General features: G+C 66.7%; 16 protein-coding genes. 13 read left to right on the forward strand and 3 right to left on the reverse strand.

Translation table 11 applies throughout. The features are described from left to right. The first annotated feature begins 357 nt into the window (after window positions 1-357). The 11 genes from AB0O15_RS13865 to AB0O15_RS13915 all read left to right on the forward strand — a co-directional run bounded on the left by AB0O15_RS13865 (window position 358) and on the right by AB0O15_RS13915 (window position 11,740). Entirely contained in the window at window positions 358-1,266 is a 909-nt protein-coding gene (locus AB0O15_RS13865; protein ID WP_364318160.1) for an SAM-dependent methyltransferase, read from the forward strand. After that, on the forward strand, window positions 1,259-1,576 hold the full coding sequence (locus tag AB0O15_RS13870) for a hypothetical protein (protein ID WP_364318162.1): 318 nt from the start codon (window positions 1,259-1,261) through the stop codon (window positions 1,574-1,576). Before AB0O15_RS13865 ends, AB0O15_RS13870 begins: the two co-directional genes overlap by 8 nt. 63 nt (window positions 1,577-1,639) lie before the next feature. Next, window positions 1,640-1,762, forward strand: coding sequence for a hypothetical protein (locus AB0O15_RS13875; RefSeq protein WP_364318164.1), 123 nt, complete (start codon window positions 1,640-1,642; stop codon window positions 1,760-1,762). A gap of 272 nt (window positions 1,763-2,034) precedes the next feature. Then, window positions 2,035-2,649, forward strand: coding sequence for a hypothetical protein (locus tag AB0O15_RS13880; RefSeq protein ID WP_364318165.1), 615 nt, complete (start codon window positions 2,035-2,037; stop codon window positions 2,647-2,649). Window positions 2,650-2,990: 341 nt separating this feature from the next. Continuing rightward, entirely contained in the window at window positions 2,991-4,199 is a 1,209-nt protein-coding gene (gene fxlM, locus AB0O15_RS13885; protein ID WP_364318167.1) for a methyltransferase, FxLD system, read from the forward strand. Between the two features lie 78 nt (window positions 4,200-4,277). After that, the gene (locus tag AB0O15_RS13890) at window positions 4,278-4,442 is read left to right on the forward strand and encodes an FxLD family lanthipeptide (protein WP_364318169.1); all 165 of its coding nucleotides are present in this window, start codon (window positions 4,278-4,280) and stop codon (window positions 4,440-4,442) included. 168 nt (window positions 4,443-4,610) lie between these two features. Then, window positions 4,611-7,625, forward strand: a complete 3,015-nt coding sequence (locus tag AB0O15_RS13895; protein WP_364318171.1) for a lantibiotic dehydratase — start codon at window positions 4,611-4,613, stop codon at window positions 7,623-7,625. Beyond that, entirely contained in the window at window positions 7,622-8,845 is a 1,224-nt protein-coding gene (locus AB0O15_RS13900; RefSeq protein WP_364318172.1) for a lanthionine synthetase C family protein, read from the forward strand. Before AB0O15_RS13895 ends, AB0O15_RS13900 begins: the two co-directional genes overlap by 4 nt. Before the next feature lie 14 nt (window positions 8,846-8,859). Next, window positions 8,860-9,678 carry a thiopeptide-type bacteriocin biosynthesis protein gene (locus AB0O15_RS13905; RefSeq protein ID WP_364318174.1) on the forward strand — a complete coding sequence of 273 codons (819 nt, stop codon included), beginning with the start codon at window positions 8,860-8,862 and terminating at the stop codon, window positions 9,676-9,678. Then, window positions 9,675-10,760 carry a hypothetical protein gene (locus AB0O15_RS13910; RefSeq protein ID WP_364318175.1) on the forward strand — a complete coding sequence of 362 codons (1,086 nt, stop codon included), beginning with the start codon at window positions 9,675-9,677 and terminating at the stop codon, window positions 10,758-10,760. Before AB0O15_RS13905 ends, AB0O15_RS13910 begins: the two co-directional genes overlap by 4 nt. Window positions 10,761-10,834: 74 nt before the next feature. Further along, the gene (locus AB0O15_RS13915) at window positions 10,835-11,740 is read left to right on the forward strand and encodes a cupin domain-containing protein (RefSeq protein ID WP_364318177.1); all 906 of its coding nucleotides are present in this window, start codon (window positions 10,835-10,837) and stop codon (window positions 11,738-11,740) included. A 902-nt stretch (window positions 11,741-12,642) separates the two neighbouring features. On the opposite strand, the gene AB0O15_RS13920 is transcribed toward AB0O15_RS13915, so the two are convergent. After that, window positions 12,643-13,593 carry a DUF4365 domain-containing protein gene (locus tag AB0O15_RS13920; protein ID WP_364318178.1) on the reverse strand — a complete coding sequence of 317 codons (951 nt, stop codon included), beginning with the start codon at window positions 13,591-13,593 and terminating at the stop codon, window positions 12,643-12,645. 101 nt (window positions 13,594-13,694) lie between these two features. Here AB0O15_RS13920 and AB0O15_RS13925 point away from each other — a divergent pair, with 101 nt between their 5' ends. Next, complete coding sequence (locus AB0O15_RS13925) at window positions 13,695-14,336, forward strand: hypothetical protein (protein ID WP_364318180.1); 642 nt, start codon at window positions 13,695-13,697, stop codon at window positions 14,334-14,336. Between the two features lie 144 nt (window positions 14,337-14,480). On the opposite strand, the gene AB0O15_RS13930 is transcribed toward AB0O15_RS13925, so the two are convergent. Further along, window positions 14,481-16,022: a UvrD-helicase domain-containing protein gene (locus AB0O15_RS13930; protein WP_364318182.1), complete on the reverse strand. Its 1,542-nt coding sequence runs from the start codon at window positions 16,020-16,022 to the stop codon at window positions 14,481-14,483. Next, window positions 15,985-17,766 (reverse strand): AAA family ATPase, encoded by a 1,782-nt coding sequence (locus AB0O15_RS13935; protein ID WP_364318183.1) that lies wholly within the window; start codon window positions 17,764-17,766, stop codon window positions 15,985-15,987. The genes AB0O15_RS13930 and AB0O15_RS13935 overlap by 38 nt, the downstream gene beginning before the upstream one ends. Before the next feature lie 173 nt (window positions 17,767-17,939). Here AB0O15_RS13935 and AB0O15_RS13940 point away from each other — a divergent pair, with 173 nt between their 5' ends. Then, on the forward strand, window positions 17,940-18,548 hold the full coding sequence (locus AB0O15_RS13940; RefSeq protein WP_364318184.1) for a GIY-YIG nuclease family protein: 609 nt from the start codon (window positions 17,940-17,942) through the stop codon (window positions 18,546-18,548). The last annotated feature ends 110 nt before the right edge of the window (window positions 18,549-18,658 follow it).

Here is an 18,658-nt window from a genome sequence, read left to right on the forward strand (position 1 = left end):
CCGCCACGGCCGATCGCCACAGCCTCGGCACCCAGCAGCAACCGCCACTGCCGCTCATCCAGATGCGGCCGCAAAACAGCCAACTTCACCGCCAAGGCATCCTCACTCATCACACCAAACCCAACGAGCCGATCATGAAAACCGCCGACCAGCTAATTCATCGTCGAGCCCTTACCCACGGGCGGCGTAGGTGCGGCAGAGCTTCGGTTTCCCGACGCCAGCGCCACCTCTTCGAGCGCTCGCCAGCGGCGGCGTGGCATTCAACCCGGCGACCGTGGCTGCCGGCCGATGGGTCGGGTGAACCCCGTGTGGTGGCCACCCGCCGCACCCGGCTCTTGTGAGGGAGGCACAAACACCATGAGGGATTACCTCGGAAACTGGCGAGCGGGCTGGGCCGGCGATGCTCGGCCCGGCGCTGAGGACATGGACAAGCCGGCGCTGTACCGGGTCCGTGATCACGCCCTCGGCGGGATGCACTCGTTGGAGGCCGATCGCATCCACTGGCAGGCATTCACCGACACCTATCCGATGATCGAAACCATCGTCCGTCAGACGGTGGCGTTCCGGGTCCGCGCCGTCGAACATCTCACCGGCCTCGGCGTGCGGCAGTTCGTCGAGATCGGCAGTTGGCTGCCTACCATGTGGCCCACTCACACGCTGGCACCTCAGGCGCGGGTGGTGTACGCCGCCGACGACCTGGCCGCCGTGCTGTGCGGCGAGCGGACGCTCCGCAGCGAGCCGACCGCCATCATGATCCACGGTGACCCGAGCGACCCCGGCACCATCCTGGACGGAGAAGCGGCCCAGTTCCTCGACCTCGCCGAACCTTGCGCCGTACTGCTGCCCGGGGTGCTCGACCTCATGGACGAGCCGGCCGCGCCGTGGTGGGTCGTCGCCCAGATCGCCGCGAGCCTCGCACCGGATAGCTGGATGGTGGCTACCCACCTCACCCCACCCCGGAACGGCGAGGACCGGAACGCGCAGGACCTGCTCTGCACGCTGTGGAAGACCCTCGGCGTCGGCCTGTACCCCCGCCCGGCGGACGCGCTGCGCGACTGGTTCAGCGCGGTGTCCGAGCTGGACGACCCGATCTGCCCGGCCGAGTGGTGGTGGCCGGACCCCGAAGACATGCCGCCGGACTCTCCAACCTGCCCGGTGCTTCTCGGCATCACCGCCCGAGTACCGGCTGCGGGCCGAACAGCAGTGCCCACGTGTCATTTCCCCGATTCCGAGCCTTGCCATCGAGAGGAGAGTCACCATGACTGACGTCACGTCGAGCGTCCCCTCCGCCCCACGCGGTAACGACGCGAAACGGGAACCGCCGCCTCGTGCTCTGGTCGAGGCAGCCCAGCACGACTACCGCACGATGCTCGGCCGACTGGTCGAGACGACCGGCGCGGTGCGTTCCCAGCTCGACACCGGTTTCACCGACTTCGAAGCGGTCGCCGACGTGTGGCGCAGCCTGCTCCAACAGCAGGACCGCCCGGCCACGATGCTCCTGGCCGCCGTCGCGATCGTGCAGCTCGCCAAGGTGCCCCAGCCCTCGCCACTCGGCGAGCCCGACACCAACCAATGAACCCGGCGGGCCACGTGCCCGCCGGACCACACCCCGAACACTAGGCAAGGAGCCCCGTACCTGATGACCTCGACCAACCGGGCCGTCGCGTTGCGCGCCGTCCCGCAGACCGACACCGGCCGTATCGGTGCCACCTTCAGCGCCTGGGCGCCGCTGGCCGGTGACGGTCAGGAGGCGGCCAAGTGAATGCCCCCGCCAATCCGCAGACCACGCGATCGTCGGCACCACGACGTCGGTGGGCCAGCGTGACCGCAGCCGCCCTCACCGGTGTGGTTGTCCTCGGCGTCGCTGGCGGCATTGCCATCACCCGCCCGTCCACCACCAGCACGGTGGCACCCGCGACCTCAGCCGCTGCGTCCTCGGCGGTCTCGAACCCGTCTACGGAGTGCCCGACCGCCGCCGGCGATCGGACCCCCGCAGCGCCCGCGCCTACCCGGCCGCCCACCGGTCCCACCGTCGTGCAGTTTCCCCACGGCACCGAGCCCGCCTGCCCACACCTGCGGGCGTTGATCGAACAGGTGAGCGCCGCGCCGAGCGACCCGCCCGCTTGTGGCCGGTACGCCTACCTGGACGTGCGGCAGTGGGCCGCCGACACCACGATCGGACCGGACGGGCTGGGCACCACCCAGACAGTCGAGTTCGACTACCGACGCTGGCGGGCGGACGACGGCTCCGGACGGGTCATCACCATGCGCGACGAGCCCGCCGCCGACCCGGCCGCCACGACCGAGGACTTCCCTGCCGGCGGGCTGCCCGGTGCGCTGAGCGCGCCGGTGAACACCGACCCGGGCCTCATCTCCTCCCAAATGGATGCCATCCAGCCCTGGGAGAACGGTGACCAGGCCGGTATCCGCGCCACGGCGGAGATCTACGGCTGGCACACCCCCAACCGGGACCAGCGCGCGACGATCCTCGCCGTGCTGCGCGACTCCGAGCTGATCTGGCGCGGCAACGCCGTCGACCGCGTTGGCCGGGCTGGAGTCGCGATCAGCTTCGACAGCGACAACGGCGTCAGCCGGGACCTCCTCATCCTCGACCCGCGACAGGAGAGCCCTTGGCCTACGAACTGGTGACCCTGCGCAACCGGAAAGCTCACCGGACCGTTCCCCGCTGTACAGGACTACCAACTCTTCCTCGACCACCATCGCCAACATCAACTCACTTGAAGTCGTCAGACCCGATCGTGAGCCGCAGCCGACGGCGGTTGAGGAGGACCGAACCGAGTCGTCTCGTCTGTGATCGGTGTACCCCGTCTGCTATGTCGCCGGTGGCGCCACTCCGGGCGGCACACCCTACGAGGACTTAGGCGGTGATCGGATGCCTGGCTGAGACGCGACCCACCTGGGGGACGTTAGACAGTTCATTGGGCGAGCCGGATATGAATCCGGCAGCTTTCGACAAGAGGGATTTCTTGATGACATCACAGGTTGACGACGCCGCTGCCTTGCGTGAGGCGATGGTGACCGCCCTGCGCGACGAGGGTCTCATCACCACAGACATCGTTGCTGCGGCGATGAGCGCGGTGCCCCGGCACGACTTCGCCCCTGGCGAGCCGCTGGAGAAGGTCTATCAGACCAACACCACTCTGGTGCCCAAGATCGATGCCGAAGGACGGCAGACCAGTGTGGTCTCGGCCTCCCACATCCAGGCCATCCAGCTCGAACAGGCTGACGTGCGGCCGGGGATGAACGTGCTGGAGATCGGCAGTGGTGGATACAACGCCGCTCTGATCTCGGAGATCGTCGGCCGGACCGACTCGGTGACGACAGTGGATATCGATGCCGACGTCGTCGACCGTGCCCGCGCGGGTCTGGCCAGGGCCGGGTACGAGCACGTCAACGTCGTGCTCGCCGACGCCGAGCACGGCGTGGCGCAACACGCGCCGTACGACCGGATCATCGTCACGGTCGGAGCCCACGACATCCCGCCCGCCTGGCTCGATCAGCTCACCCCGGACGGCCGAATCGTCGTCCCGCTGCGCTTCGCCGCGATCACCCGGCTCATCGCCTTCGACCGGATCGCGGACAGTCCGACCCTGACAGCCAGCAACTACCGGCTCGGCTCGTTCGTACCGATGCAGGGCGACGGCGCCGCCACCGAGAAGCTGATCGCCGTCACCCCCGACGTCGGGCTGCGCATCGATCAGAACAGCACCCTCACCTTCGACGTGCCGGCGCTGCGCAAGGCGCTCAACACCAAACCGGTGCAGAGCTGGTCGGGCACGCCGTTCGACATGCCCGACGAGCTGGAGCTTTACCTGCTGACCAACGGTCCGGAACTGCCGATGGTGCACGCCGCGCAGGCCGCCGTCGAGCAGGGCGTGGTCGATCGGACGGTGCGTAACGGCACCCCGGCGCTGGTGCGCGGTGGCACCATCGCCTACCGCATCAAGCGCGAGAATCCGGACACCGTCAGCGGCTACGAAACAGGCGTCGTCGCCCACGGCCCGGAAGCCGAGCAGGTCGGCGGCGAGCTACTCGCCATGATCCGCGCTTGGGCGGGCGGCTACTACCGGCGCAACGCGGCCGACATCGCGTACCGCCCGAACACCGCCGACACCAGCAGCCTGACCGGGTGGCACACCACCAAGCGACACGGCGTACTCGCCGTCGCCTGGTCCTAAAAGCTTCGGCGCTCACCTCAGCGGCCCACGCCGAGCAGCGCCGGGGAAATCTCCATCACCCCAACCAGGGAGGTTGTCATGCCCCAACTCGCCACAGCCCTGCCCGACACCCAGGACGGCACTGCCGACGACTTCGACCTCGACATCGAGTTCATCGAGGCCGGCGGCACCGTCGAGCACATCATCAAGATGACCGAGGACAACTGCGGCAGCACTTGCGCGTCGGCCTGCACCAGTTGCTGACCTGTCACATCCGTCGATGGCCCGCCCGACTGGCCAGCCCGCTCCACATGGCCAGGTCGTAGAGCGAGCCATCGACATCGGAGTCAGGAGTGCCCGGCCCCGGGGGGATTCTCGCGGGGCTGGGCTTCCCCGTCCACTGCCAGAGGATCACGTCCTGGGGAGGCCGCCATGTACCGCAGTGTCAACGACGCCTTGATGCTCAGAGCCGCCGTCCTTCGCCCGGACCAGCTCGGCGGATGGCCCGACCTGACCGGCAGTGAACCGACGGCCGGTTGGCGCTCGTGGCTGACCGAGACGTTAGCGATTCCCGGATTCGCGGCGGCCTTGGCCCACGCCTCCCCGGATCTTGCCGAGCGGGCCACCGCCGCCGTCAGCGGCAGCCTGTCGCACACCGACACTCGGCGCGTGCTGCTCGCGGTCATGCGCTACCTGCTGCGCGCCACCACCCGGGCCACCCCGTACGGGCTCTTCGCGGGCATCGCCCCTGCCACGGCAAGCCGCAGCGGCGGCATCCGATGGGGTGCCGCGCACCGGCGGATCGCGCGCCTCCAGGCGTCCTGGCTTGCCGCCGTCCTCGACGCTCTGGAGTCCGACGCACGGCTGCGCCCGTATCTGACGGTGTGCGCGAACAACCTCCTGGTGCAACGAGCAGGCAAGGTGGTGCTGGAGTACCGCGCTGCCACGAGCGACCCCCAGGGCGCGCCGGCCCATCTGCGGATCACGGCCAACGATGTGATCCGTGCTGCTCTGGTGTTGGCTACTGCACCGATCCGGTGGGCCGATCTGATCGCCAAGCTGACCGCCGACGGCAGCGTGCCGCGAGAAGGCGCAGAGCGATTGATCGGCCAGATGGTGGCGCAGCGGCTGCTGTTGACCAGCCTGCGCCCACCGTCGACCCAGACCGACCCCCTGACGCACGTCGTGGACCAGGTGGAGGCCGCCGCAGCCGAAGGCGTCGACGTGGCCGATCTACTTGATCAGCTCCGTCCCGTTCGTGACCTCAAAATCCGACACCATCGGGCACCAGACCAGGCGACGGCTGACGCACACCTGCGAGACCTTCGCGAGTCCGTCACCCTGATGCACCCCGGACACGCGGTCGGGATCGACCTACGGCTGGACTGTGACCTCGTGGTACCGACCACGGTGACGGCTGAGGCGAGCCGAGCCGCCGCCGCGCTGACCCGCCTCGCCCGTTCGACATCGGCCGGGTGGCGGGACTGGCATGCACGTTTCTTGGACCGGTACGGCTTGCACGCCCTGGTCCCGGTCGTGGACGCGATCGATGCCCAGGTGGGAATCGGCTACCCGCAGGGTTTCACCGGCGAACCCGCCGATACGGCGTCCGCACTCACCGACCGGGACCAGCGGTTGCTCGCCCTGGCGCAACACGCCGTCCTGCGCCATGAACACGAGGTGATCCTCGACGACGCCCTCTTGGAGGAGCTGGCCGGCGCGGCACCGACAGAGATCCTGCCGACCGCCGAACTCACCGTGCGCGTCCACGCCGACTCGCTCCAGGCCATTACGGATGGCGACTTCCAACTGTCGGTCGTGCGGGCATCCCAGCAGGCGTTCTCGACCGCGGGCAGGTTCCTGGACATGCTCGGCGGGACCGCGCGGCGCCAGGTGGCCACCTGTATTGCTGACAGCCCACCAGCTAGCGCCGGAGCGTTGCTGGCTCAGTTGTCTGCGGTCACCCGCTACACCATCAGCCTGGACGTCAACCGCGCCGCCCGGGTCTTGCCGTATCTGGTCCCGGTCGGCGAGTACCACGTACCGTCGCCGGGCACGATCGGCTTGGACGACATCGCGGTGACCGCCGACGGGCACCGCTTGCACCTGGTGTCGATCTCCCGCCAGCAGGCGCTCCAACCGGTCGCGGTCAACACGGTCGAGCCGGTACGGCACGCCCACCCGCTCACCCGCTTCCTCGCTGAGGCACCCGTAGCCTTCGCTACCCCGTGCTCGCCGGTGGAGTGGGGACCAGCAGCCAAAACTCTGCCATTCCTGCCCGCGCTCCGGTACGGCCGAAGCCTCCTGAGCCCCGCACGGTGGCTCCTGACCGCCTCCGAACTACCCGACCGGACCGCCGCCTGGCAGCGATGGGACCAAGCCCTCGCCACCTGGCGCGAAGCGACCGGCTGCCCCGCCACCGTCTCACTCGGAATCGGCGATCAGACCGTCGGCCTCGACCTCCACGAACCCGCCCACCGGGCACTGCTGCGCGACCACCTGACCCGCAACCCCACCGCCCTGCTGCGCGTCATCCCCGACGGCGACGCCTGGATCGGCGGGCACCGGCACGAGATCGTCATCCCTTTGATCGCCACCACCCCGCGACCACCAGCACCCCGGCTCGCCGGCCCTACCGTCAATGTCCGCGCCCACGGCGCCCTGCCCGGCGGCGACCACCACTACCTGAAGATCTACGCCCGGCCCGAGGAACAGACCACCATCCTGACCACCCACCTACCCCGGCTCTTGGGCAAGCATCCGGACGCGGGCAGGTGGTGGTTCCTGCGCCACGCCGACCCCGAACCGCACCTGCGGCTACGGATCAGCGGCCTGCCCACCGAAGCCGTCACCGACTGGACGCGCAAGCTGGCCGACGCCGACCTGACCCACCGAGTCCAATGGGACACCGACTACGGCGAGCCCGGACGCTTCGGCAGCCCGGCCGCCTACCAGGCGACAACAGCGGTGTTCGAGGCGGACTCCGCAGCCGTACTCGCGCAGTTAGCCGTCACCGGGCGACGTCCCGCCTCCGGCTGGCAGGCATTGACCGCCGCGAGCATGGTCGACCTCGTCACGGCAGTCATCGGCGACCCGGACGATGCCCTGCGATGGCTGATCGCCCGGACCCGCGCGCACCGGCCCGCACCACCACGGCCCGTCTACAACGAGGCGATCCGCCTGGCCAACCCGCACGACCGCTGCGCCGTGGCATCCCTGCCCGGCGGCGCAAACCTGATCGACCGCTGGGCCGACCGCCGCCAAGCCCTCGCCGTCTGGCGCGACAACCTGCCCGCGATCAGCGCCATCCCCCCGGTCGAGCTGCTGCCCGACCTGCTGCACCTGCACCACGTCCGCGTCGCCGGGCTCGACCTCGACAGCGAACGAGCCTGCCTGCACCTCGCCCGCGCCGCCGCGCTGAGCTGGACGACAAGGAGCACCCCATGACGACCCCCACGACCACCATCAACCCCCTCGATGTACTCGCGGCGATCTCGGCCGGGCTCGCCGACCCCGCCACCGTCGGCCCGTCACCCGACGGCCGGACCCGGCCGCAATCGCTGGCCGGAGGCGCGGTCGGTATCGCCCTGCTGCACATCGAACGGGCCGTCTCCGGACACGGCGACGAAGCCACCGCCCACCGCTGGATCCGCGCCGCAGCCAGCGAACCGGTCAGCATCGGCCGTAACTCCGACCCCTTCCACGGCGCCCCCGCCCTGGCGTTCATGCTCCACATTGCCCGCTCGCTGGGCGGCTACCGCCGCGCCTACGCCAGCCTCAACACCGCCACGATCACCCTCACCCGTCAACGCCTCGCCGCCGCCCACGCCCGCATCGACCGCCGTGAACCACTGACCATGTACGAGTTCGACCTCGTCCACGGCCTGACCGGGCTCGGCCTCTACCACCTCCACGCCCACCCCGACCATCCCATCAGCCACGACATGGTCGGCTACCTCGCTCGCATCACCGAACCCCTCAACGACAGCGCCGCTCTTCCTCCCTGGTGGCTGCCCTCCGGGCTCGCCGGCACACCCGACCCCGACTTCCCGCACGGACACGGCAACATCGGCGCCGCCCACGGCATCAGCGCCACCATCGCCCTGCTGGCCCACGCCATCCTCCACGGCCACGACACCCCCGCAGCCCGCAACGCCCTCGCCGAACTGTGCCGCTGGACCGATCTCCATCGCCAAGACGACCCCGCCGGCATCTGGTGGCCGGGATACGTCACCCCCGGCACCGACCCGAAACGGCACCGGCCCTCCTGGTGCTACGGCACCCCCGGCATCGCCCGCGCCCAGCAACTCGCCGGGCTCGCCCAACGCGACACCACCCGTCAACAGCACGCGGAGAACGCGATGCTCGCCGTCCTCCACGACACCGCCCAGCGCGAACGACTCCCCGAGATCGGCCTGTGCCACGGCAAAGCCGGGCTCCTCCAGGCCGCCTGCCGCATGGCCGCCACCAGCACCGACCCGCACCGCTCGGCCCAGCTCACCGCTCAACTGCCTGGCCTCGCCGCCGAACTCACCCATCAGCTCGCCGCCGACGCCCTCCACAACCCCGAGCTGATGGATGGCACGGCTGGAGCCGCGCTCGCCCTGCACACCGCCGCCACCGGCACCTCAGCCACCGGCTGGGACACCTTCCTCGCCCTGAGCTGAGCGGAGTACCGCCGATGACGGCACCCGAATGGCGGCAGGTCACGATCACCTTTCCTGACCCCCATGCCGCAGAGCAGACAGCCGGCACACATCTCGCGCCGATCCTGGCCGAAGCCGAAGCCCGCCAGCTCATCACCACCTGGTTCTACGTACGCAAAGGCGACTGGCGGCTGCGCCACCTCCCCGCTGCCGCGACGAAGGACGCCGACCGCTACCTGACCGGCGAACTGGAACGGCTCACCCGCGACAGCCGAATCTGCGGTGCCGTCCCCGGCATCTACGAGCCCGAGACCTGCGCCTTCGGCGGCCCCGCAGCCATGGACATCGCCCATCAGCTCTGGCACCACGACAGCCGCCACCTTCTGACTCGCGACAACGGCCGCGTGACCAACCGTGAACGCGAGACATCGATCATTCTTCTGGCGGCGATGACCCGAGCTGCCGGCCTCGACTGGTACGAGCAAGGCGACGTGTGGGCACGCGTCGCCGACCACCGAGACCCGACCCAGCCCGACCGTGTCGATTCCCTGCTGAACGCCGCACGAAGGCTCCTCACCGTGGACCCGGCCATTCTCAGGCAGCAAGCACCGTCGGCCGGCTACGACACCGTGATCGAGGCATACACGTCCGCTGGCGACGCCCTCCGGCGCATCAATCAGACCGGCCAGTTGCACCGCGGCCTGCGAGCCACCCTCGCCCACCACGTGATCTTCGCGTGGAACCGGCGCAGCATCCCCGGCCCGCAACAGGCGGCCCTCGCCACCGCTGCCAAGACCGTCGTCTTCGGCCCCGACCCCACGCACGGCGAACTCATACCAGGCGGTGCCTCATGAACCCGATCATTGCCCGCAGATTCCCGCTTGTCGCGCGGCCCCGGCCTGCCTGCACGCCCTTGACCCAGCGGGTATCCGATCTTCAAGAACGCGCGGACCTCGCCAAGGAGCACGGCAACGTGGCGTCAGCGACCGCCGTCTTCAACCTCGCCGCCCTCATCGCATCCGACTGCGGCCTGCCCGACCTGGCCCGAACGTGGTGTCACCGGCTCGCCGCCGTCGCTCTCGCCCACGACAGCGACCCCCAACACGCGCTCGAACCCGTCGTCAACCTCGCACGCCTCCACATCCGCGCCGGCGACGGCCCCGCCGCCTGGACCCTGCTGGAGACACTCTTTCAGGCCATCGACACCCGCACCGACACCACGATCGACGGCCTCACCATCCCCGCCATCCTTATCACCGACACACCCGAGGCCCACCTCAAAACGCGGACGTGGGCCTGGACCGTCCTGCTCGGCACCGGCGCCCACGCCCTCGCCACCGCCGGCCGATGGGACGAAGCGAGCCAACACCTCAGCCGATACAAAGGGGTCGGGGCGCGCATGCTCGACGGCCGACAAGTCACCGTCATCGCCCACATCATGGCGGGCCGCAACGAGCAGGCACGCGCGATGCTCGGCGCAACCCAACCCGGCGAACCATGGGAAGACGCCGTCACCGCCTGCCTGTCTCTATACGTGCCCGCCGACGACCCGCCCCACCTGGTGACCGCCGCGCTGACCGCCTACCACGCACTCGGCCCCACCAAGTCCGGGCTCGCCGTCTTCCACATCCGGCTCGGCCTCACCGTCATTGATGCCCTCGACAGCGGGCACCCTGCCAGGGAACAGATTGCCGCGAACCTGATCCGCCACGCCGCCAATGACGGCTACGCCGCCCGCGATCTCCTGGCCCACCCCGGACGTCTCGGCATCGCCACCAACCGACAGATCGACCAACTTACCGACCTGGTCTCCGACTGCGGCCTCGCTCTCGGACACCTGACTGCGGCCCATATCGCCGCGCTCAACGGCGCCCTCGATACCGCCCAATCGGCCATCGCGTGCCAGAGACGTCGGCAGGCGCACCTACCGGTGTAACCGCCATCCCAGCTCGGCTTTCAACGCCCAGTCCAACCTCACCCGCGTACGGCAGCTTCCCGGGGAGACGAACGATGCCGCTCGAACTACTGCTCGACTCGCAGGCCGCCGAAGAGTTCATGCATGCGTGGCCAGACACGCCTCAACTGCTGATGCTTCCCGCCGACGGCCGAGCGCTGACCCGCGTGATCAGCGCCAACACCATCATCGACATGCTCGACAGCGGCTGCTTTCCGCCGGCCGATGTCAACGTCGTCAAGAACGACACCGTGCGTCATCCCCGCCTGTTCACCTCAGCCGACCGGCTCGATCCGGTCAAACTGAGGCAAGCGCGCGACCGTGGCCACACCGTCCAGATGCGGCACCTGGAACGGTGGCTTCCGGCCATGGCGACCGTCACCAGATCAATCCAGCGTCAAACCGGCTGCACCAACTACGTATCCGCCTTCGTCACGCCGGCAGGCCAACAAGGGCTCGGACACCACTGGGATCAATACCTCAGCATCGTCGTCCAGCTCGCCGGCACCAAGACCTGGGACCTCTGGAAACCGAAGGCTGCCCAGCCCACCCGCGCCCATCTGACAACGGTGGAGCTATGGCAGGACCAGTGGATCGAGGAGTGGAACGGCAGCGGCCCCGGCATGTCGTTCGACCTCAGCCCTCACCAAGTCCTCGTGCTACCACGCGGGTGGATACACAATCCCTACAACAAGGACACCACCGAGAGCGTCCACCTCACGTTCGTCATCAAGGAACGCACCCCGCTCTGGATCGCCGAACACCTGACAGCCACCGTCATCAACGACCCGGCATTCCGTCAGTCCATACCCCCGAGCGATCTCACGCCGGAGGCTATCGCCAGCCGCGTTGAGCAGACCCGCGAGATGCTCATCCAACACCTCAGCGCGCTCGACACCCACGAACTCGCCCGGGTCCTGCGAAGCGTGGCCGACGCGGAAGTAGATCTCGATCTTGTCTGATTGGATCAAGCCCCAGAACTCGAATCCGCAAATGAATGCGGACAGAATGGCAGCGCCGATCGTGCCTGCATCATCTTCCCGCAAGAATCCAGGCAGCGGCAATGGTTCATGCGGCAGTCACGGCGGCAGTCGCAAAAGGGCACAAAGAGACGAAGAAGTTCCCAGTTGAAATCCGCTCGAAGGCGGCGATCTTGATCGTCGCAATGCTGCACACAGTCACCGTTCTCGCGCGCCACTTCATCCGACATTGTTCCCGCTCTCCTCGTTGCTGTAAGCGTGAGGGCGATCTTCGACCACGCCTCCCCATGTGCTCAAGGTTAGGAATGGGCCAGCCGTCAAGCAAGACGACAACGAGCGCTTTCTCGAATTACACCGCCTCGGGAAATAGCAATACACCGTGGCGGAGAATTCGTACCAGGACTTACGTTGCCCAAGTCTCCAAATACGCATGATCGCAAGCATCGGTTTGTGCAGAATATGCGAATCCAACGCACGCACCTTCGGAGCCGAGGGCCGCCGAAGCCAACGATCATGCCCATGGTCCTCAGCGCTCGCATGCCGATCGGAGCCGCAGTCCGTGCGTGCCGACCAAGCGCAGTCGCCGTCTCGGGCCGTCAGTAGAGGGCCGTTCAGGTTCGACGCCTTGAACTACCGATGTGAGTATATTACGCAAGTCATTACCCAGTGGGGCTTTGGTGCATTAATGAGCAGAGCCAGAACTGTGCATGGCGTGGAGTTTGCATATACAGCGCCTTGATTCCAGTTTTGATATTGCGGCTTGGACCGCGGCGACATCCCATGAACCGACTACCGGTGCACAGGGAGGCATCATGAGCATGTGGCTATTAAAGAGCTGAGTGAAGCGGGCCGTACCAACGTCGGCGCTCCGACGAGGAGGGTGACTAATCTTGAGGACCGCACTCGTCGCGTCGCCGGTCATCGTCAGCGAACAAGTCGGCTGGCGTAAGCATATTCCTTCGCATGTAGCGGTCAATCCCTATGGATACCGCCGACAGGGCGGCATTTGCGTTTTTCAGCCTCGGCTCTTGTGGTGCGCCGAGTTCCTGCGCGCACCATTCCCAGCCCCGATCGGTTAGTTCTAAAACCAACCTAGGGCCGCTCTTGCGCACGTCGATCAAGCCGAGATCGGTGAGAGCGTCACGATCCCGTTTGAGGATGGCCAGTCCGTAACGGTCCTGTAGCTCCCGGCTGCTGGCTGGGCGTTTGCCGATAGACATCAGTGTCAGCAAGGCCATCCTCTGGGCCGCCGGCAACAATGGATTCCTGAGGCCGGGGGAAGTCGACCGAGCCGCGGCACTTGCAGTAGTCACCTGGGGCTGGTGCTGGAGGGTGCTGGCGATCGGGCGAGTCGGTTGGCGGGTTCTGGCGCAGATCGCACTCAGGGGACCACAGGCCGTCGCGTCTAGCCGTTGCCGATCTAGGATGACGATCTTCCAGCCATCCGAGGTCAGATTCACTTGCCCAGCCTCGATGTGGCCCCAGTAAGCGACTTTGTTGTCGACGTCCACCAGGACAAGTAGGACCGGGAGTTCGTACCCCAACCAGTAGTCAAGGTGGTCGGAGATTCCTCGGTACACCCACCCGTCGGGAGTCCGCTCACGAAACCACGATGACCCACTCTTGATCTGCGCACCAATCAAACGGCCTGTCGCCCTACCGCCAGCGCGCTGCTCGATGATCGCATCGATGCCAACATCACTAACCGGTTGCTCCCGGAAGATCCATTGGAGATGTTCATGCACGAACTGGTCGACGAGTGCGACGCCCAGGCGCGCCGTCAGCTGACGTTGATCGAAATGCACCAGTTCAGTGTGCTCCAGAACGCCCGACACGGGAACCCCGAGCTGCACGCCAGCCGGAGGTGAGGGTGGGCGACGTGTTGTAGATGATCGTTGGACTACGATTCGCCCGAGATGCCAACGAAGAGGTGACTGTGTCCTCCTTGCTGTCACCCGTCCCAACACCCTCGCCTGACCAGGTACGGAGATACCTCGCACGCTGGCGGGTAGGTGACAATGAAAAGATTGACGCCGCATTGAAGATCGCATTCGCGGCGATGCCAAAGAACGACGATGTCGGCCAGGTCGGCGTCAAGATTGCAGCACTGAACGGCCTCTACTCGACCAATATATTCGCTGTGGTTCAGGTCGCCCGGCACATCGTGAGCTTGGACATCGACGCCGCACTGGCGGGGGACGTGATGGACCCTGCCCTCGTCGAGAGGATCGCCAACGTTGAGATCCGCGGCAAGAGGCGGCGCAACTACTCCTTCGCGACCAAGTATTGCAACTTCCATCGGCCGGACGTCTATCCTATCTACGACTCCTTAGTGGTCGGCATCCTTAACTCGTTACTCAAGCAAGGCGAAAAGTTCGACACCTTCACGCGCGGCGAACACTGGGGCACCGATTACGCGATCTGGCACCGCTCGATCCGAAGGTTTTGCGAGCACTACGGCCTGGGCGAGTTCTCTATTCGGGAGATCGACAAATACCTGTGGACCTTGGCCAAGGAGCGGAGGGCCAAGCCCGCTGGACCGACCCCTACGATCGAGGGCGCCCCGACAGCTACTTGACACGCGTTCGCAGCTCCGCGCGTGTGCCGCTGCGTGGCGGCCATGGTGCTCCTCGGTGGGCATCCTCATCCGCTGAGAATGCCAGCCTTCAGGCCAGCACCTAGCCGCGCAGTGTTGGAGTACAGCGCACGCAACCTGATCGACTCATATCAGGCTTAGTTGTTGCACCGCTGCGTCCGCTCGCGGCTCTTGGCTTCGGCCTACGCCACGGGCAGTCTGACGGGATTGCGTGCGCAGTTCGGGCTGCTTACTGATGACGGTGAGCGTCGTGCGGGCGCGGGTGAGTGCTACATAGAGGCTGGAGGGTTCGTGCTGGTCAGCGTCGAGGACGATGGCGTGGTCGTACTCTAGCCCTTTGATGAGCGTGGGGCGCGACACCGTGTGCCGGCCGCTCTGTCGACCCGTCGCGCGAGTCCTGTTGCGGTGTTGGATCACTGCCTCTGCTACTGACTGGTCGCTGGCTTCTGCTGTGCGCAGAGCGTTCAGCACGGTACGCCAGGCGTCATGCCGGTAGGTTGCTCCGCCGGGCAGTTGGCCGATTGCGACGAGTGCCGCGCGGACGGCGGCGGCGCCAGGAGTCGTGAGAAGACTGGACAGAAGTTCTTGAGCCGCCTTTGCCCCAGGTCGGAGAAGGTGGGCGATCGGCTTGCCGGCCTCCAGCCGTCGCACGTCCTCGCTCTTGATCAAGGGCGAGATGCCGCTGATGCATGTCTTTCCCCAAGTCGCAGTCGCTGCCGCGACGGCGGGGGCGTCACCCTGGTCGACGATTCGAGCGAAGTCCACCATATCTTTGCCTTCGATGGTCTCCATGACGCTGTAGGAGCCGTTCAGGTGGCTACCGACGCCGTTGCAGTCGCGGTCCCACATTCCGATCGCGACGATGGACTCGGCGGGGTATCGAACTCGTGCGTCCCGACATTCCCGGACCATGGCGCGATACTGTTCCGCCGACGGAACCCACCGCACCGGTGTGCCGTCGCCGATCCGGATGGGAGTTCGCTGGCTGAAGTTGTCGCGTACCCCCAGTAGCCATTGGCCGAGGTCGGCGTTGTAGTCCTTCCATCGCCAAGGATGTGTGCTGATTCTCAGGTCGGGCCAAAGTGATTGGACCTCGCCGGACCATGACGGCAGCGGGTCGGCATCGTCCCAGCCGAAAATTGCCTGGAGCGGGTCGCCGAAGACTGCGACGGGTATCGCCGTGCTGATCGCAGCGGCGAGACCATGTTGGCGCGTGGTGCAGTCCTGATACTCGTCGACAATCGCGAATGTGTACGTTGCGGCAAGGACATGTTGAAGGCTGCGGGCTTGGATTACGCGAGCGGCGCCTTTGTAATAGAGGGCTGAGTCTGCCCAGACTGGTTCGACGGGAACAGTTACTCCGGCCAGGTTCGGGTAGTGGCGGACCAGTTGATGGGACCAACTCGCGATTGTCTCAACACGCGCCGCACCCTGCGGTACTCCCATCCTCTTGATGCGCCGCCGCAGCGCGTCAACTCCCGCGTGGGTGTGGGTGAGGACGAGCGCTCGTTGCTGGACGTCGGCAGTGAGCCGCGTCATCGCCGCGATGATCTCGGTCTTGCCCGTGCCTGCGGGCATGGTGATCGAGCAGGGCATCGCTTGGCGGACGAGCAGCGCGTCTACGTGGGCGCTACTTGCTGAGTTGATCGGTGGGCTCCTCGTCGCCATATATGAACTGCCGCACCTTGGTCAGCTCGCTGCCGAGATGGGTCATCCGGTAGCGGTTCCAGTGCCGACAGATGAACTCACCGAGGGCTTCGCCGGCATCCTCCCGTTTGAACCACGCCTTGTCGTTCTTGTCCTTCTTCCCGGAACCTCCACCAGCGGCGATAACGATCGCGGCCCGCACCTCACCTGGCGTGTAGCCAGCGGCTGCCCAACTATCGGGGTCGCACGGATCAAGAGGAGGCGCAAGCTTCGGCAATCCACTGCGGAGGTGACTTTCCACCGCGTCGACACCCTTGTGGTTGACGGCAAGCCCCACGATCTCCGACAACGCAGCCGGCTCGACAAGCTCATTGATGATCTCTGCCTCGGTCGAGTTGCCGTACTGCCAGCGCGCAATCAAGACGCCCACGGCTGCGGCAGCATCGACATACTTGTCGACGCCACGGTCATCGTTGTCGACCAGCAGCGTCGCCAGAACGCCGAGGTCTTGGTAGACCTTGGCCCGGATCGCCGCGTTCGACCCACCACCGTTAAAGAACGTCACCCCCAGCGCCGCGTGCGTGGACAAGCCCAAGGTGATGCGCTCGTCGTCCCAGCAGCGGATCAACGCCCGAAGGATGCCAGCCTCGGTGGCACCTTCGCCCACGACAACCTTGCGGGCAAGGATCGCCGACGGGCCTGCCCGCAAGGCGCCCTGCGCTTCGTCGATGTCCGGTGGTACCGGCGTAACAGTGGTAAGACCGGTGGCCTTCTCCTTGCGGACGACGCTGATGTCGGTCGCTGCCATAGCCTGCACAGCGATCGGGGAATGGGTGGTCACGATGACCTGGCCTCGCCGCTGGGCCGAGCGTTTACGCAGCTCGTGTAGCACATGCAGCAGCCGGTGCGGCTCAAGGCCGTGCTCGATCTCGTCCACGAGCAGGATGTTGCCGTCCTGGGTCGCCAGCTCCTGGGCCGCGATGCTGATGAGTCTCCGGCTACCCAGCCCTGAGTGAGTCAGAGGCACCCTGTCGTCATGGAGCAGCAGGGCCGACGGTGAGGCTGACGCGACCGGATCCCATCCTGGTCTCAGATCGGCGAACTGACCGCCGCCAATAGCGGCGGCGGCAGCCGCTACTTGGCCGGCGGTGGCGATCAAGTCCTGGCCGACGCCGTTGAACACGGTCTCGCGTGACGCCCTCCGCACGGCCGTAACCGCGGCATCTGCTCCGGACTCAGTGAGCCGCGCGAGCGCTGACCCACGTCCCCAGCGAAGGTGCACGTCGACGCGGTCGTCTACCCGAAACAGACCGAGCAAGCGACGCTTCCCGCTGGTCAGCGGCATCCCGTCGTCATGCTCGTCGTGACGGACCACCGTCCATGACGGTTCCAAATCCGCGCCGATCGTGAGTTGGAGCATCACGCAAGCCTCGGAATCGGGCGCAGGGTCGTGCTCAAGTTCGCCGCCCGCGGCGAGTCCGGTCAACCACATGCCGAAGCCCGTTTCAGCGTCGAGCAGCGAGGTCGTGAGGTCGCCGATCAGCACCCGCAACTCGATTGGCTGCGTCACATCACAGTTGTAGAAGTCTGCATCACTGAACGTGACGTTCGGGCGGGACGTCAACACCAACGCGATGGCGTCCAGCAACGTGGTCTTCGTACTGTCCCCAGCTCCGACAAGACAAAGAAATTGCTGCGGGGGCAGCCGCCACTCAGCCTCGCGGATGCCCCGGAAGTTGGACACGGTCACCCGCCGGATCTGCACCCGGAGCAGTCTAGCGACGACTCGCCCAAGAGCCACACGGTCGGCCCGTTACTATCCGTTCGGGGGCGTCGCGGGGCCGACCGTCTGCCTCGGACCCGGGGTCGAGCGCTGTCGCTGAGATCCGGGATGTATCGCGGTGAGTTTGTCGGACCTGGCAGCTATGGTGCCGGGTCATGAGCAAGCGCTTTAAGATCAAGCGGCCTCCCGAATCCGCTGGCTTCTTGTACGTCATCGGCTTCGACACAGGAGTCATCAAGGCTGGCCGAACCTCCGACCTTGATCGCCGCACCGGTGAGCACAGGCGCGCTGCGGCGCGGTTCGACGTGAGTGCGGTGCCTGTCTGGACCTCTGAATACATCCAAGACTCTGACGAGGGCGAACGTATGCTGCTCGGCAGACTCGGCACTATCGGACAACGCACGAACGCGGGTCGTGAATACTTTCGGGGCGTCCCGTTCGCGGTGGCCCGCCACCAGGCCGAGATCGTGGCCAGCTACTGCAAGGTGCGCCCGGCGTCGTGTACGTGCTGCGAGGGAAGCCAGACCATGCGTCTGGCCGCCGTTGTCGTCGCTGGTCCCGCGTCGCCAGAGCCGGACGACTTCAGCGCAACCTTCACACTCGCCGATGGCTGCCAGATCGAAGCGCAACTCAACGATCCCGACCTCGGCCCAACTGGTCGCTACCCGCTGCGCCCCGGTGACAGACTGGACATCGACTTACAGCGGCGGGGACGGACCTCCTGGGACGTATGGGGTACCTACCCGATGCTCGCAACTCGATGACCAACCCGCTCCAGCCCTTCTATGTCCTGGCAAGTTGGCAGCTCGATTGGTGGCGGACGCAGGCCCGGTCGGGGTGGAGCCTGGGCGGGCAGCCCTGCGGGGCTTGTACA

It is taken from the genome of Actinoplanes sp. NPDC089786 (genome assembly GCF_040684855.1).
In the GTDB taxonomy this organism is placed as follows: Bacteria; Actinomycetota; Actinomycetes; order Mycobacteriales; family Micromonosporaceae; genus Actinoplanes.

Coding starts and splice junctions, on each gene's coding strand:
- AB0O15_RS13890 (WP_364318169.1), top strand. CDS start 4,278: ATGCCCCAACTCGCCACAGCCCTGCCCGACACCCAGGACGGCACTGCC.
- AB0O15_RS13905 (WP_364318174.1), top strand. CDS start 8,860: ATGACGGCACCCGAATGGCGGCAGGTCACGATCACCTTTCCTGACCCC.
- AB0O15_RS13930 (WP_364318182.1), bottom strand. CDS start 16,022: ATGGCGACGAGGAGCCCACCGATCAACTCAGCAAGTAGCGCCCACGTA.
- AB0O15_RS13900 (WP_364318172.1), top strand. CDS start 7,622: ATGACGACCCCCACGACCACCATCAACCCCCTCGATGTACTCGCGGCG.
- AB0O15_RS13910 (WP_364318175.1), top strand. CDS start 9,675: ATGAACCCGATCATTGCCCGCAGATTCCCGCTTGTCGCGCGGCCCCGG.
- AB0O15_RS13870 (WP_364318162.1), top strand. CDS start 1,259: ATGACTGACGTCACGTCGAGCGTCCCCTCCGCCCCACGCGGTAACGAC.
- fxlM (WP_364318167.1), top strand. CDS start 2,991: ATGACATCACAGGTTGACGACGCCGCTGCCTTGCGTGAGGCGATGGTG.
- AB0O15_RS13940 (WP_364318184.1), top strand. CDS start 17,940: ATGAGCAAGCGCTTTAAGATCAAGCGGCCTCCCGAATCCGCTGGCTTC.
- AB0O15_RS13865 (WP_364318160.1), top strand. CDS start 358: ATGAGGGATTACCTCGGAAACTGGCGAGCGGGCTGGGCCGGCGATGCT.
- AB0O15_RS13895 (WP_364318171.1), top strand. CDS start 4,611: ATGTACCGCAGTGTCAACGACGCCTTGATGCTCAGAGCCGCCGTCCTT.
- AB0O15_RS13915 (WP_364318177.1), top strand. CDS start 10,835: ATGCCGCTCGAACTACTGCTCGACTCGCAGGCCGCCGAAGAGTTCATG.
- AB0O15_RS13875 (WP_364318164.1), top strand. CDS start 1,640: ATGACCTCGACCAACCGGGCCGTCGCGTTGCGCGCCGTCCCGCAGACC.